Source organism: Rhodococcoides fascians A25f, from assembly GCF_000760935.2.
Taxonomy (GTDB): Bacteria; Actinomycetota; Actinomycetes; order Mycobacteriales; family Mycobacteriaceae; genus Rhodococcoides.
The window spans coordinates 2,384,541-2,397,149 of the sequence record NZ_CP049744.1 but is presented as its reverse complement, the minus strand read 5'-3'; the positions used below and the strand labels follow the sequence as shown (position 1 = coordinate 2,397,149).

The 12,609-nt window shown below is 64.2% G+C and carries 14 protein-coding genes and 1 tRNA gene; 4 read left to right on the top strand and 11 right to left on the bottom strand.

From position 1 onward, the window contains the following. Positions 1–96: 96 nt before the first annotated feature. The gene (locus BH93_RS11370) at positions 97–564 is read right to left on the bottom strand and encodes a universal stress protein (RefSeq protein ID WP_032379146.1); all 468 of its coding nucleotides are present in this window, start codon (positions 562–564) and stop codon (positions 97–99) included. Positions 565–677: 113 nt separating this feature from the next. On the opposite strand from BH93_RS11370, the gene BH93_RS11365 reads away from it, so the two are divergent. Then, on the top strand, positions 678–1,400 hold the full coding sequence (locus tag BH93_RS11365; protein WP_037177873.1) for a GAF and ANTAR domain-containing protein: 723 nt from the start codon (positions 678–680) through the stop codon (positions 1,398–1,400). A 10-nt stretch (positions 1,401–1,410) separates the two neighbouring features. Here the strand turns inward: BH93_RS11365 and BH93_RS11360 are convergent, their stop codons facing one another. The 3 genes from BH93_RS11360 to BH93_RS11350 all read right to left on the bottom strand — a co-directional run bounded on the left by BH93_RS11360 (position 1,411) and on the right by BH93_RS11350 (position 3,654). Next, positions 1,411–2,877 (bottom strand): MFS transporter, encoded by a 1,467-nt coding sequence (locus BH93_RS11360; protein WP_032379147.1) that lies wholly within the window; start codon positions 2,875–2,877, stop codon positions 1,411–1,413. 55 nt (positions 2,878–2,932) lie between these two features. Beyond that, positions 2,933–3,112 (bottom strand): hypothetical protein, encoded by a 180-nt coding sequence (locus BH93_RS11355; protein WP_032379148.1) that lies wholly within the window; start codon positions 3,110–3,112, stop codon positions 2,933–2,935. A 74-nt stretch (positions 3,113–3,186) separates the two neighbouring features. Continuing rightward, a complete protein-coding gene (locus tag BH93_RS11350; RefSeq protein WP_032379149.1) occupies positions 3,187–3,654 on the bottom strand; it encodes an NUDIX domain-containing protein in 468 nt (155 codons plus the stop codon). Positions 3,655–3,752: 98 nt separating this feature from the next. On the opposite strand from BH93_RS11350, the gene BH93_RS11345 reads away from it, so the two are divergent. Together BH93_RS11345 and BH93_RS11340 are read left to right on the top strand one after the other, a co-directional pair. After that, positions 3,753–4,586: an oxidoreductase gene (locus BH93_RS11345; protein WP_037177296.1), complete on the top strand. Its 834-nt coding sequence runs from the start codon at positions 3,753–3,755 to the stop codon at positions 4,584–4,586. Positions 4,587–4,643: 57 nt separating this feature from the next. After that, positions 4,644–5,285 (top strand): ScbR family autoregulator-binding transcription factor, encoded by a 642-nt coding sequence (locus BH93_RS11340; protein WP_037177295.1) that lies wholly within the window; start codon positions 4,644–4,646, stop codon positions 5,283–5,285. Here BH93_RS11340 and BH93_RS11335 read toward each other — a convergent pair. Both BH93_RS11335 and BH93_RS11330 read right to left on the bottom strand, forming a co-directional pair. Beyond that, positions 5,263–6,177 carry an AfsA-related hotdog domain-containing protein gene (locus BH93_RS11335; RefSeq protein WP_037177293.1) on the bottom strand — a complete coding sequence of 305 codons (915 nt, stop codon included), beginning with the start codon at positions 6,175–6,177 and terminating at the stop codon, positions 5,263–5,265. The two genes, BH93_RS11340 and BH93_RS11335, sit on opposite strands and share 23 nt — an antisense overlap. A gap of 224 nt (positions 6,178–6,401) precedes the next feature. After that, a tRNA-Asn gene (locus BH93_RS11330) sits at positions 6,402–6,474 on the bottom strand. Positions 6,475–6,623: 149 nt separating this feature from the next. On the opposite strand from BH93_RS11330, the gene BH93_RS11325 reads away from it, so the two are divergent. Continuing rightward, positions 6,624–6,869: a hypothetical protein gene (locus BH93_RS11325; RefSeq protein WP_032379567.1), complete on the top strand. Its 246-nt coding sequence runs from the start codon at positions 6,624–6,626 to the stop codon at positions 6,867–6,869. Here BH93_RS11325 and dnaG read toward each other — a convergent pair. Genes dnaG through BH93_RS11300 form a run of 5 tightly spaced genes read right to left on the bottom strand, consistent with a single transcriptional unit; the run spans position 6,866 to position 12,587 of the window. Continuing rightward, positions 6,866–8,782, bottom strand: a complete 1,917-nt coding sequence (gene dnaG / locus BH93_RS11320; protein ID WP_037177292.1) for a DNA primase — start codon at positions 8,780–8,782, stop codon at positions 6,866–6,868. The genes BH93_RS11325 and dnaG overlap by 4 nt on opposite strands. A gap of 42 nt (positions 8,783–8,824) precedes the next feature. After that, the gene (locus BH93_RS11315; RefSeq protein WP_037177291.1) at positions 8,825–10,099 is read right to left on the bottom strand and encodes a deoxyguanosinetriphosphate triphosphohydrolase; all 1,275 of its coding nucleotides are present in this window, start codon (positions 10,097–10,099) and stop codon (positions 8,825–8,827) included. A gap of 1 nt (position 10,100) precedes the next feature. Continuing rightward, the gene (locus tag BH93_RS11310) at positions 10,101–10,817 is read right to left on the bottom strand and encodes a YdcF family protein (RefSeq protein ID WP_032402426.1); all 717 of its coding nucleotides are present in this window, start codon (positions 10,815–10,817) and stop codon (positions 10,101–10,103) included. A 55-nt stretch (positions 10,818–10,872) separates the two neighbouring features. Then, positions 10,873–11,481, bottom strand: a complete 609-nt coding sequence (locus BH93_RS11305; protein WP_032379156.1) for a response regulator transcription factor — start codon at positions 11,479–11,481, stop codon at positions 10,873–10,875. Continuing rightward, on the bottom strand, positions 11,478–12,587 hold the full coding sequence (locus tag BH93_RS11300) for a sensor histidine kinase (protein ID WP_037177870.1): 1,110 nt from the start codon (positions 12,585–12,587) through the stop codon (positions 11,478–11,480). Before BH93_RS11300 ends, BH93_RS11305 begins: the two co-directional genes overlap by 4 nt. Between the last annotated feature and the right edge of the window lie 22 nt (positions 12,588–12,609).

The following is a 12,609-nucleotide window of genomic DNA, read 5'->3' as shown; positions in this document are numbered from 1 at the left end:
TCGGATCCGAAAACGGCACCACGTGCGCCTCGCATCCGACGAGGTGACTGCCTATTTTTACAGGGCAGGCCGCAGATCGGCTCGATTTCGCCCCGTTCAGGGCACCACGGTCACCGGCCACCGGCCTGCTTTTACCAACCGCACCGCCACCGAGCCTGCTATTCGATGTCCCGCATTCTCCGATGCCCCCACGACGACGGCGTCGGTGCGCAATTGTTCTGCCACGGCGATCAGCCCGTTGTACGGATCTCCCTGCGCGGTACGAAACTCCCAGCGCACGTGCTCCCGATCTCCGAACCGGGCAGCCGACGTTCTGATGTAGTCGAGCAACTCGTCGGCGATCTGCTGACCCGTTTCGACGAGTGAGATGCCGGCCTGGCCCCAGGACGCCGTGGCGATGGGTTGTACGTACACCAGTACCAGCAGCGATCGTTGTCTTCGGGCGAGTCCTGCGGCGTAGGCGGCGGCACGCCAGGACGAATCGGACCCATCGACGCCCACCACGATCGATTTCGGTCCGTCGTGGCCGTACTCGAACCCGGTGGACTCCTGCGCATCGCTCACGACCTGAGGCTACTGCCGGTACCCGCCCGTTCGAACACCCCATGCGGTGGCGGTACGGTTGCTTCACATCGAGTACCGGTTGCTCGAACGATCACACAGGACGGGAGTTGCAAGTGAACGACGTCTCGCAGCACGACAGCCCGTCGACCGACCCGGCAACTGTGTTCGCCGCTCTGGCCGACATCGTGTACCGAGGCAGCAGCGCCGAGGCGATCTACACCGCGATCTGCAACGCCGCCGTACTGATCGTTCCGCATTGCGATCACGCCAGCCTGATGCTGATGCGCCACGGAAAGCCCGTCACTGTCGCAGCCTCGGACGACATCGCTCGCGTTGTCGACGATATCGAGCGCGCTACCGGCGAGGGCCCGTGCCTGGACGCGATCACCAGCGAGGCGGCCCAGCTCGAAGCCGACTTCCGCACTCCTACCCAATGGCCTGCGATGGCTCGCGGTGTGTTGAACCGCACGCCGGTGCGAGGTGCCATGGGATTTCGGCTCAAGGTGGACGATCAGAAGGTGGGCGCGCTCAACCTGTTCACCGACCAGCCAGGCGTGTTCGACACCGACAGCGCGAGCAAGGCGATCATTCTGACGGCGTTCACAGCGGTCACCGTTGCCGCGGTCATGAACGGGCAGGAAGCGTCGACGCTTCGTGACGGGCTCGAAAGCAACAGGGAGATCGGCAAGGCCATCGGTTTGATCATGGCACTGCACGACGTGTCCGGTGACGAGGCCTTCGCTTTGCTGCGCAAGTCTTCCCAGGACCTGAACGTCAAGATTGCCGACCTTGCAGCGTCTGTCGTCGATCGGCACAGCAAGGGCTTGACCAGCTGAGCAAGTCGGTTCAGCGCGCGCCCTGAACCTTCTTGGGGAGCGCGAAGACCAGCGCCAGCGCCACCACACTGAATGCTGCACTGACTGCCATCGCCATGGCTGCCCCGTGCAGAAAACCCGATCCGACAGTATCGGGACCGGTGATGTTCAACGACCCGAACAGCACGCTGCCGATCACGGCGATCCCGATCGCGGAGCCGACACGCTGCATCGTGGAGATCACCCCGCTCGCCGCTCCCGCGTCATCGCGATCCACCGTCGCGACGATGAACTGCGCGTTGGGTGCAATGAAGGCTCCGTTGCCCAGGCCTGCGACGAACAGCGGAACCATCAGCGTCCAGTGCGAGATGGTGTCGGCCGAACTTGTGGCCAGGATGACCCACAGCCAGATCAGTCCGATCGAGACCAGTGACGCTCCGAGCACCAGAACGGTGCGACCGAGACGGATGGTCAGCCTGTTGCTCTGCGAGGAGGCGATGATGCTGCCGATCGCGAACGGTATCGACACCAGTCCCGACGACAGCGCCGTATTGCCGAGCCCGGTCTGCCACAGCAGCGAGATGGTGAAGAAGATACTGGTGAAGGCCGCGAAATAGACGAGGGCGAGGATCACTCCACCGGTGAACGCCGGGCGGGTGAACAGCCGCGGTGGCACCAGCGGACTGTGTCCACGGCCGGTGTGGATCACCTCCCACCACCCGAACGCCGCGATCAGGCCCAGACCAGCAGCGATCGTCACGTAAGTCCACAGCGGCCAGCCCAGTTCTTGGCCCTCGATCAACGGAACGAGCAGGGCTATCAGTCCTGCGGAGATGAGAACCAGTCCGAGCCAATCGATTCCGGGGCGGGACGTGGGAGCGGAATCATCCTTGTTCGGTAGCAATACAGCGGCAGCGACCAGACCGACGATTCCGATGGGCAGATTGACCCAGAAGACCAACCGCCACCCGTTCTCGTCGCCGAACGCCTGAATGATCAGGCCGCCGACGATGGGTCCCAGCGCCGTCGACACTCCGATGACGGCACCCATGATGGCAAAAGCCTTACCTCGCACAGGCCCCGGAAACAGCAACTGTATGAATGCGGTGACCGCGGGTACGAACATGCCGCCCGCCAGGCCTTGTACGACCCTGGCGACGACCAACTGCAGGTCGTCCTGAGCGAGACCACACGCGAAGCTCGCGACGGTGAACAACGCGAGGCCGGTGAAGAACACCCATTTGTGACCGACGCGGTCGCCTACCTTGCCCGCTGGAATCAGAGCCAGGCCGAATGCCAGTGCGTACCCCGAGATGATCCAAGACAGAACCGATTCCGACGCATCCAACGTGGTGCTGATGGTCGGTAGAGCCACGTTCACGATGGTGGTGTCGAGCAGTGCCATGAACATACCCAGCAACAGAACCACCAGCGCCTGCCAGGCGCGCTTGGGTACCTCGATTGCCGGTGGTGTTGCGGAGACACTGCGGTCGGTCACTGTGCTGCCCTTCGTAGTCGTAGCTGAGCAGTATCGGCCAACCGACCGATGGTCGCTAGCCGATCATGGCAGTTGCCGCGAACACCCACGACAGTCCCGCGGCCAACACGACGAACGCCGACGCGACGACGCGTCCGCCCCACCGTGTCTCCAGGAGTGAGGTATCCACCACGGACGTTTCGACCGGAGACGTTTCCACCATGGTCTGTGCGCTGGACGAATCCGTCGGCATCATGATTCACTTCCCACCCTGCATCTGCGAATCTCGTCATTTCCGGCCGCTGGATACCCCGGGCCCGCGTGCCGAAACTATCGCGATGCGACGACCGTCTCCACAGCGTCGAGGAACGGGTGCTGCGCCGGCAGCAGCTTGGCTCTGGCCTGTTCGAGCGGGAACCATTCGATGCGGTCGACCTCGGGGAACGACTCCAAACGACCGGACTTCGGTGGCCACTCGATCTCGAATGTGTTGCTCACCGCATTCGAGACATCGAGATCGGCTTCGATGCCAAATCCGATGACGATCTTCCCGCTGCGCTGCGTAACGGTGCCGAGCTCCACGGACTCTCCGGCCGGGACGTCGATACCGACTTCCTCTCGAAACTCCCGCCGGGCCGCAGTCCACGGGTCTTCTCCGTCGGTGAGCAGCCCTTTGACGATCGACCATGCTCCCTCGTCCTTGCGTGCCCAGAACGGTCCGCCGGGGTGAGCGATCAGAACATCCGGTCCGTCGGCACCGACGCGGTACAACAGAATTCCTGCACTCGTATCGACCATCGGCTCAGCGTGCCATCAATTCGGTTACCGACCGTCATCTCTCGTCATTACCGTTATCGCCGCTCACGACCACACCTCTCTCGAAAGGTGCCGACGACATGGACACGACGCGACCGAACCGGGTCTGGTTGATCACCGGGGCCAGTTCGGGTTTCGGCCGCGAATTCGTTCGTGCCGCACTCGACGCGGGCGATCGGGTGGTCGCGACCGCCCGCGACGTTGCCGATCTCGAGGGGCCGGAAAGCGAGCGGTTGCTCCACGCTCGACTCGACGTGACCGACCAGGAATCGATCGATTCTGCGGTGGCCCACGCTCTCGGACGGTTCGGACGTATCGACGTCCTGGTCAACAATGCGGGCTACGGCCTGCTCGGCGCGTTCGAGGAGATCGACGACCGTCGGTTCCGCGACAACGTCGACGTCAATTTCTTCGGCCCGCTCGCCGTCACTCGCGCGGTGCTGCCCTCGATGCGGGCGCGACGACGCGGCCACATCGTGCAGATGTCCTCGGTCATCGGCGTGGTACCCGGTCCCGGTGGAACCGCTTATGCCGGCAGCAAATTCGCGCTGGAAGGATTTTCGGAAGCGCTTGCCGGCGAGGTGCGTCATCTCGGCATCGGTGTCACCATCGTCGAACCCGGCCCGTTCCGGACCGACGCAAGCGGCCGATCGATGCAGTGGGGAACGCCGCTGGCCGACTACGCCGGACTGATCGGACCCGCTCGATCCGCATTCGAGGCCACCCACGGCACGCAGACCGGAGACCCGCGCCGTGGAGCCGATGCCGTCCTGGCTGCAATTTCGTCCGACGCTCCTCCGCTTCGCCTACCGCTGGGGGCGACGTCCTTCGAGTGGATCGAGACCTACCTTCAGGATCGACTCGATCAGGTGCGCGCCGTTCGCCCCATGGGTTCCGACACCGACTACCGGTGAATCGCCGGTAACTCCACACGCCGTGCCGTGAACCGGCGTAACAGCTATTGTCTACCGATGCAAGAGCGTGCAGCGTCCACCAGGCAGGCCGTACTCGAAGGAGCGGCCGCCAGCTTCGAGAAGTTCGGTTACGGCACAGCCAGTTTGAGCACCATTATCGCTCACGCCGGGGTGAGCAAAGGCGCTATGTACTTCCATTTCTCGTCCAAGGAAGAGTTGGCGCAGGCAGTGATCGACGCGCAACTGACGATGGCGGCAACTGCCACTGCCGTCATTGTCGACCGCACCCCCAAGGCGCTCGATGCGTTGATTCTCGTCACCAAGGAGCTGGGTCGTCAGCTGCAGACCGAGTCGATTTCGCGTGGGGGTATGCGGTTGACACTGGAATCGGCCATCGCCGACGGTCCACACGCGGGGGCGTTCGAGGAGTGGATCGTCAAGATCGGCGATCTGATCGAGCGTGCCCAGGCCGAGGGGGACATCGTCGACGGCGTCGACCCGACCGCAGTGGGTCGGTACATCGTGTCGTCGTTCACCGGTGTGCACACTGTCTCGGAAATGGTGACCGGGCGCGCCGATCTCCAGCAGCGACTGACCGAGATGTGGCAGATATTGCTCCCCGCCGTCGTCCCGCGTCGACGCCTGCCGCGACTTCTCGCGCTCGCAGAGGACCCCGTTATCGACTGGAGCGATCGGTAGGAGCCAGCCACGGTTCGGACGTTGCCGTGACCGACATCGCCGACAGCACAGCACCGTCGTGCTCGAACTGGATGCGGTGCACGCCATCCGTGGAGTCGGTGTCGACGATGACCGAGCACGGATTCGCCCACTCGGCGAACCCCATGAAGCGCACCTCGCACGACGTGAAGTCCAGCGTCGGTGTTCCGGTTGCCAGACGCAAGGCCTGACGCGCGGCCTCGAGCATGGTCACGCCGGGAAGATATTCGACGGAATGGTCGAACATCGCCAGATTACGAGGATCCGGTGCCACGACGATGGAGCCGTCGGAGGTGTGCCGTGCCAACACGACATCGGAGGGATCGAGCCGTCCGACCGCAGGGGCCTCGACCACTTCGGTCCCGGCCGGCAGATACCGGAAGTGGGGGTCGGCCATCGACGAGGTGCGAAACTGCGAGTACACCTCGGGGCCGAGCGACCGTACCGACGCCGTTCCGAACGCAACGAGTCGGTCGCCGTTCAACAACCTGGCCGACAACTTCATGTTGTCCATCGACGTGTCGTCGAACGTCACGTCGGTCGTGATCGACTCGGCAACGAGCGAATCGTCGATCTCGTCGACCGACAGCGGATCGAGAATCTCGAAGCGCGAGTGCTCGATGAAGACGATGTGGTCGAGTGGCACTCCGTGATTGACGTGGCAGAAGAGGCTGATCGCTTGGCGCAGAGCCTCGGCCACCATCAACGAGTCGTGGGTGCGACGAACCGGAGCGAACATCCGATGGGAAGTCGGGAACTGAACAGCTGCCCGATGGGTTCCGTCCACCGTTTCGTAATCGGTCAACAACACGTCGGCCGGAGAACGCCGATGCACGAGGTGACGTGGAACGGTTGCTGCGTAACTCAAACTCATGAAGCCCCTTAAAACCGACCGATCCGGTTTTTTATAGCACTGTTGAGCCTCCCGGACCGCTCGTTCAGTATGTCGCGAACGACCGACAAAACCGGCATCGGTCGAATGGATTCATTCAATTGATATACAGCCAGGAGAGTCACGATCTGATAACCGACCGAGACCCTGGTACCACCGACCCGGACGACAAAAATCCCCGCCCGGAGAACCGGACGGGGATTGCGCTCCCCCACCTGGACTCGAACCAGGAACCCTTCGATTAACAGTCGAATGCTCTGCCAATTGAGCTATGGGGGATTACCTCGCGGCGTCACACTCTCGTGCGAGCCGTTGGAAACAATAGCGCACACACCCTGGTGAGTACCAAATCGCCCTGCTCGAGCGTCGCCGGAGCTCCGTCGGGCAAGATGGACCTACAGCCGCACGCTCTACGGAAGGACCCACTGATGATTCGTTTGGTACTGGCGGCTGGAGCTGCATATGTGCTCGGTGCCAAGGCCGGCCGGGGCCGGTACGAGCAGATTCGCAAGACGGCAAGCGCCGTTGCGTCGTCTCCGGCGACCAAGAAGGCGATCGAGGTCGGCCGTCAGAAGCTCTCCGATTCCCTCAACACCCAGCCCCGGCTCGAGCCGATGCAGCCGATCGACGACGAGACCCAGGTCTACGTTCCCCGCGATCAGCTACGTCGCTAACCGACCTCGGCGACACTTCCGACGGCGAGCTCGAGCAGACTGCGGCGGTACTGCTCGAGGGCGATGAGATCGCCGAACAGCGCGTTGTAGTCGTCGGGCTTCTCGACCGGTGACATGCGCTGCAGCTTCGACTTGAGTTCTGCCACCTGCTGGCCGACCCACACTTCCTGCAGCCTCGCGAGTACACCCGAGATGTAGCGCGTGAGTGCGTCGTCGGCCACGCGCATCGGGTCGACGGCCAGCTCGGTCACCAACGAAACCACTACGGCGTCCTTGGCCTGCTTGGCCACGGCGTCGACCCACTCCCCTCCGCCCAGTCCCGCGGCTGTACCTCCGGCAGCAGCCACCGCGTCACGCACGGCCGCATATGCCGGGTGATGAAAGCTCTCCGGCGGGAGCGAGTCGAACACCGTGCCCGCCATCGCAGGCATCTGCAGTACCGCCTTGAGAGCCTCCCGCTGCGGCCACAGAGACGGATCGGTGGGGTTGGGACGCGGCGGCCCGGCCGGAGCCTCGGTCGGCGCCGTCTGACGCTTCTCGAACGGCACACGCTTACCGCTGGTGTCGCCCCGAGCGCCCTTCTTCGCCTCGTCGCGCACGCGGGCGAGCACCATCGCGGTGTCGTCCCAGCCGGTCCAGCCGGCCAACTGCCGTGCGTACTCGTCCCGCAGTGACGCGTCCTTGATGCGCGCGACCACGGGCACGGTTCTCTTCAAGGCTTCGACGCGTCCCTCGGGGGTATCCAGATCATGTTCTCGCAGTAGCGATTTGACCACGAAGGCAAACATCGGGGTACGCCGGGCGACCAGATCGCGAACAGCGTTGTCGCCGGACTTCAAACGCAGGTCGCACGGGTCCATGCCGTCGGGCGCAACGGCGACGAAGGTCTGTCCGGCAATCTTCTGATCACCCTCGAATGCCTTCATGGCGGCGGCCTGCCCGGCATCGTCTCCGTCGAAGGTGTAGATCACTTCGCCGCGAAAGTAGCTGTCGTCCATCATCAATCGGCGCAGCATGGCCAGGTGGTCCTCGCCGAATGCGGTGCCGCACGACGCCACTGCCGTCTTGACGCCGGCCAGATGCATCGCCATCACGTCGGTGTAGCCCTCGACGATGACGGCCTGGTGCGACTTCGCGATCTCCTTGCGCGCCAGGTCCAGACCGAACAACACCTGAGACTTCTTGTACAGCATGGTTTCCGGGGTGTTGATGTACTTACCCGGCATCGTGTCGTCGTCGAACAGTTTGCGGGCACCGAAACCGATGACGTCGCCGCTCTGACTGCGAATGGGCCACACCAATCGGCGTCGGAAACGGTCGATGGGCGTGCCGCGCTTACCGGGTGTCGCCAGGCCCGCGTCCACGATCTCCTTGGCCTCGAAGCCCTTGCCCAGCAGGTGTTTGGTGAGAGTGTCCCAACCGTCGGGTGCGTATCCGCAGCCGTAAGCCAACGCAGCGTGGCCGTCGAAGTTGCGTTCGGTGAGGTAGTCACGTGCGGTCTGAGCGTCGGGGCCGCTGAGCCTGCCCGCATAGAACTCCTGCGCTGCCGCATTGGCAGCGATCAGGCGCGCTCGGGTGCCGCGGTCACGTTGAACCGATGGCCCTCCGCCCTCGTAGGAGATCGAATAGTTCAGCCGGTCGGCAAGTTGCTCGACGGCCTCGACGAAGGAAATGTGTTCGATCTTCTGGAGGAAGGAGTAGGCATCACCTCCCTCGCCGCAACCGAAGCAGTGGTAATGCCCGTGATTGGGTCGAACATGGAACGACGGCGATTTTTCGTCGTGGAAGGGGCACAACCCCTTCATGGAGTCGCCGCCCGCGCGCTTGAGAGAGACGTAGTCGCCGACGATGTCTTCGATCCGTGTGCGTTCGCGAATGGCGGCGATGTCGCGTTCAGGAATTCGGCCGGCCACGTGTGCAGTCTAGCGTCGAACCCGACACCCGACACCCGCCGATCAACCCCAGCTGGCCTGAGCTCCCAGCGAGCGCTTGTCGATCAGTTCGAGTCGACTTTCGGTGTACGAGGCGATCTGATCGACGACAACTCGGGTTCGTTCGCCGTCGCTTTCTGCGCGCTGCCAGGCCGGGACCAGGATGGGGTCCAGCTCCCCTGGAGCCGAGCGCAGCAGCCACTCGGCGACGCGGTGGATTCGATCACGTTGGCGCTCCTGGCGGATCTTGTGTCCGGCGTCGGACATCACGTACCTCAGCGCCATGGTTTTGAGCAATGCAACTTCCGAGCCGACGATCGACGGCACCACCAGGTCGGCGTCGTACCGGCTCAACGGCGCGGTGCCGTATCTCTCGTGGGTGCCCTCGATGGCAGCTGTCGCGAAGCGCCCGACCAGCTCGCTCGTCATGTGCTTGAGTGCGACGGATGCTTCGAGGGTGCCGTCGTAGCGTCCGACGGCGATCACCACGGGCATCCTCGACAACCGGCTCGCAGCTTCGATCAACTCGTCGACATCGAGTCCGCGAAATTCCGAGACACCGAGTTCGGCGAGTGCGCGCTGCTCGATCGGGTCGGACAGCGCGCGTAGGTCGATGCGGGCGTCGATGACGCCGTCCTCGACATCGTGTACCGAGTAGGCAACGTCGTCGGACCAATCCATGGTCTGCGCTTCGAGGCACTTGTGCTTGTCCGGTGCAGTGTCACGTACCCAGCCCAGAATCGCGGAGTCGTCGTCGTAGGCACCGAATTTCGCGCCTGGTGCCGGCCGGATCCATGGATACTTGGTCGCGGCATCGAGAGATGCTCGGGTCAGGTTCAATCCCGCGCTGCGCCCGTCTGCGTCGAGGATCTTCGGCTCGAGTCCGGTGAGAATGCGGAGGTTCTGCGCGTTGCCCTCGAACCCACCACAGTCCGTGGCCACTTCGTCGAGGGCCCGTTCACCGTTGTGGCCGTAGGGCGGATGGCCGATGTCGTGGGCCAAGCCTGCGAGATCGACCAGATCGGGGTCGCTGCCGAGGCCTTCGGCGATGCTGCGGCCGATCTGCGCGACTTCGAGCGAGTGCGTGAGCCGAGTTCGCGGAGTGTCGCCGTCCCGAGGCCCGGTCACCTGTGTCTTGTCTGCGAGACGGCGCAGTGCGGCGCAGTGCAGCACCCGCGCCCGGTCGCGCGCGAAAGCACTTCTATGCGAGGCGTTGTTCGTCCCCGGTTTCAGTCCGGCGGTTTTCGGGGGTTCGGTGACGAATCGTTCGACGTCGTGCGCCGAGTAGGTGCCGGTCATGTCACTGGCCTGCCGTGTAGGAGAAGTCTGCCGTGAAGTGAGTGAGCTGGTACCACAGCAGTGCGCCTGTCTCCCTGGCAATTCCGTGCGCCTGTGACTCTCTGGTGTAGACGGCCGGGCCGGTACGCGTCGGTGAGGTCCATGCATCGAGCCCGGCGTCACGCGCCATGGTTCGAGTGCGCAGCGAATGCCACGGATCACTGACCAGCACCACCGACGACTTGCCCTCGTCGCGGAGTGTGTCGCTCACGGCCTCGATGCTCTCGAGCGTGTCCGAGCCGGTCTCGACGGCCACGATGGCGTCCGCCGGCACTCCCTGCTCGATCAGATAGTTGCGCCCCGATGCAGCCTCGGTGAACAGGTCGCCTTCTTGCTTGCCGCCGACGGTGACGATCTCGGGGGCGATGCCTCGCTCGTACAGCGCTGCAGCCTGGGACAGTCGGGCCTCGAACACCGTCGAGGGTGTCCCGCTGTACTGCGCCGCACCCAGTACGACGATCGCGTCGGCCTTGGAGTAGTCGTCGATGCGAGCAACCTGCCACACCCGGACCGCAGTCCCTGCGACCAGCACCACCGCCATCAGGACCACTCCCGCGACCAGCCGACCGGTCCAGCGTCCCAGCGTCCCGAAGAAGCCGAGGCGCTCGGGACCGGGGTCCGAGGCATACCGATCGTCGTACGGGTCGCCGTACGGGTCTCGGTCGAGAGTTGAATTCACCCCTCGAGTTTGCCAGGCCCGCGCATCGGCTCGGTCACGGCGCGCCTCGTAGGAGCTACAGCCACCCGCGGTCCTCGGCCACTCGGACCGCTTCCGCACGAGTAGTGGTACCGGTCTTGCCTATCGCGGACGACAGGTGGTTGCGCACCGTTCCCTCCGACAGGTGCACCGCGGCAGCGATGGAGCCGGCCGTCCCACCCTGCGCTGCTGCGCGGAGAACCTCCTGCTCACGGGCGGTCAGAGGCGAGACGCCATCGGTCAACGTCTCGGTCGCCAGCGCCGGATCGACGACGCGCAGCCCCATGTGCACCCGCCGAACCGCGTCGGCCAGCTGCTTGGCGGGAGTGTCCTTGACCACGAAACCCGACGCACCCGCATCTATGGCGCGGCGGAGGTATCCCGGGCGGCCGAACGTGGTGACGATCAGCACTCTCGACTCGGGTGCCACCAGGGTCAGCTCGGCGGCTACGTCGATTCCGTTCTTGCCCGGCATCTCGACGTCGAGCAGTACGACGTCGGGTCGATGTTCCAGCACGGCAGAGACCACCTCGTCCCCTCGCCCCACCTCCGCCACGACGTCGAGATCGTGCTCGAGCCCGAGCAGTGCTGCGAGCGCGCCTCGCACCAATGCCTGATCGTCGGCGAGCAACAGCTTGATACTCATGGTGCCGCGACCTCCACCTTGAATCCTCCGGTCGGAACCCGGGCGACCGTCAGTGAACCACCAGCGGCGCTCACGCGTTCACCCAACCCGCGAAGCCCGTTTCCCCCGCAGGTGTCCTCGGCAGGTCCGCGTCCGTCGTCGACGATGGAAATGCTCGACGGCGTCAGCGTCACTCGGCAGTGTTGCGCGTGCGAGTGTCGAACCACGTTGGTCACTGCTTCACGCAGGACCCAGCCGAAGAGTTCTCGGTGTCGCAGTGGCACCATATCGGCATCAGCGGGCAGGTCGACATCGATGGCTGCGGCGACCAGAGCTGTTCGCGCACTGACCAATTCGGTGCCGATGTCGATCTGGCGCATGCCGCCGACGGTGCTGCGAACATCGGCGAGTGCTTGCCGGGCAAGGGTTTCCACCTCCGCGATCTCGACTGCCGCTCGGGCGGCGTCGATCTCGAGCAGCCGTCCGGCGAGTTCGCTCTTGACGGTGATGACCGTCAACGAGTGCCCGAGAATGTCGTGTACGTCCCGGCTCATCCGCTCACGTTCGGCGACGATCGCCAGATCAGCCAATTGCTGCCTGGCGACGGCCAATTCGTGGTTGCGCTGAAATACCTGAGTGATGCCCCAGGCAGCGGCCGAGCTGATCAGCAACTGGAACGCGAAGAAGTTGTCGGGCTCCCAGGAAGAGATGAAACGAGGCACCACTTCGACGATCACCACCATCACCGCGACCAACGACCATGCTTGTCGGACCGGCAACGTCATCATTGCCAGGACCGCGATGTAGACGGTCGCGCCGAAGCCGGTGGTTCCGACCAATGCACTCATCGCGACGGTCAGGGCGACCATCGCACCGAGTGCGATCCACGCCTGGGACGTGGGCAGCGGGTTTCCGCGGCGGTGGCCGTTGCGGAACCGCCAGAAGGTGGTCGTGAACACCGCACCGAAACCGACGATCGCAATGATCCCGGCAGCCCTGGCCGCGATCGACGGCAGAGCGAGAATCTCGTTCAACGGGTAGATCAGGTAGATCAGCCAGATGGATCCGAACATCCAGCCGTATCGCCAGACCCGCCCCTCCGGCAGATCGGCGGTGAACGTGGTCATGTCGCCCACGGTATCCCCGTGG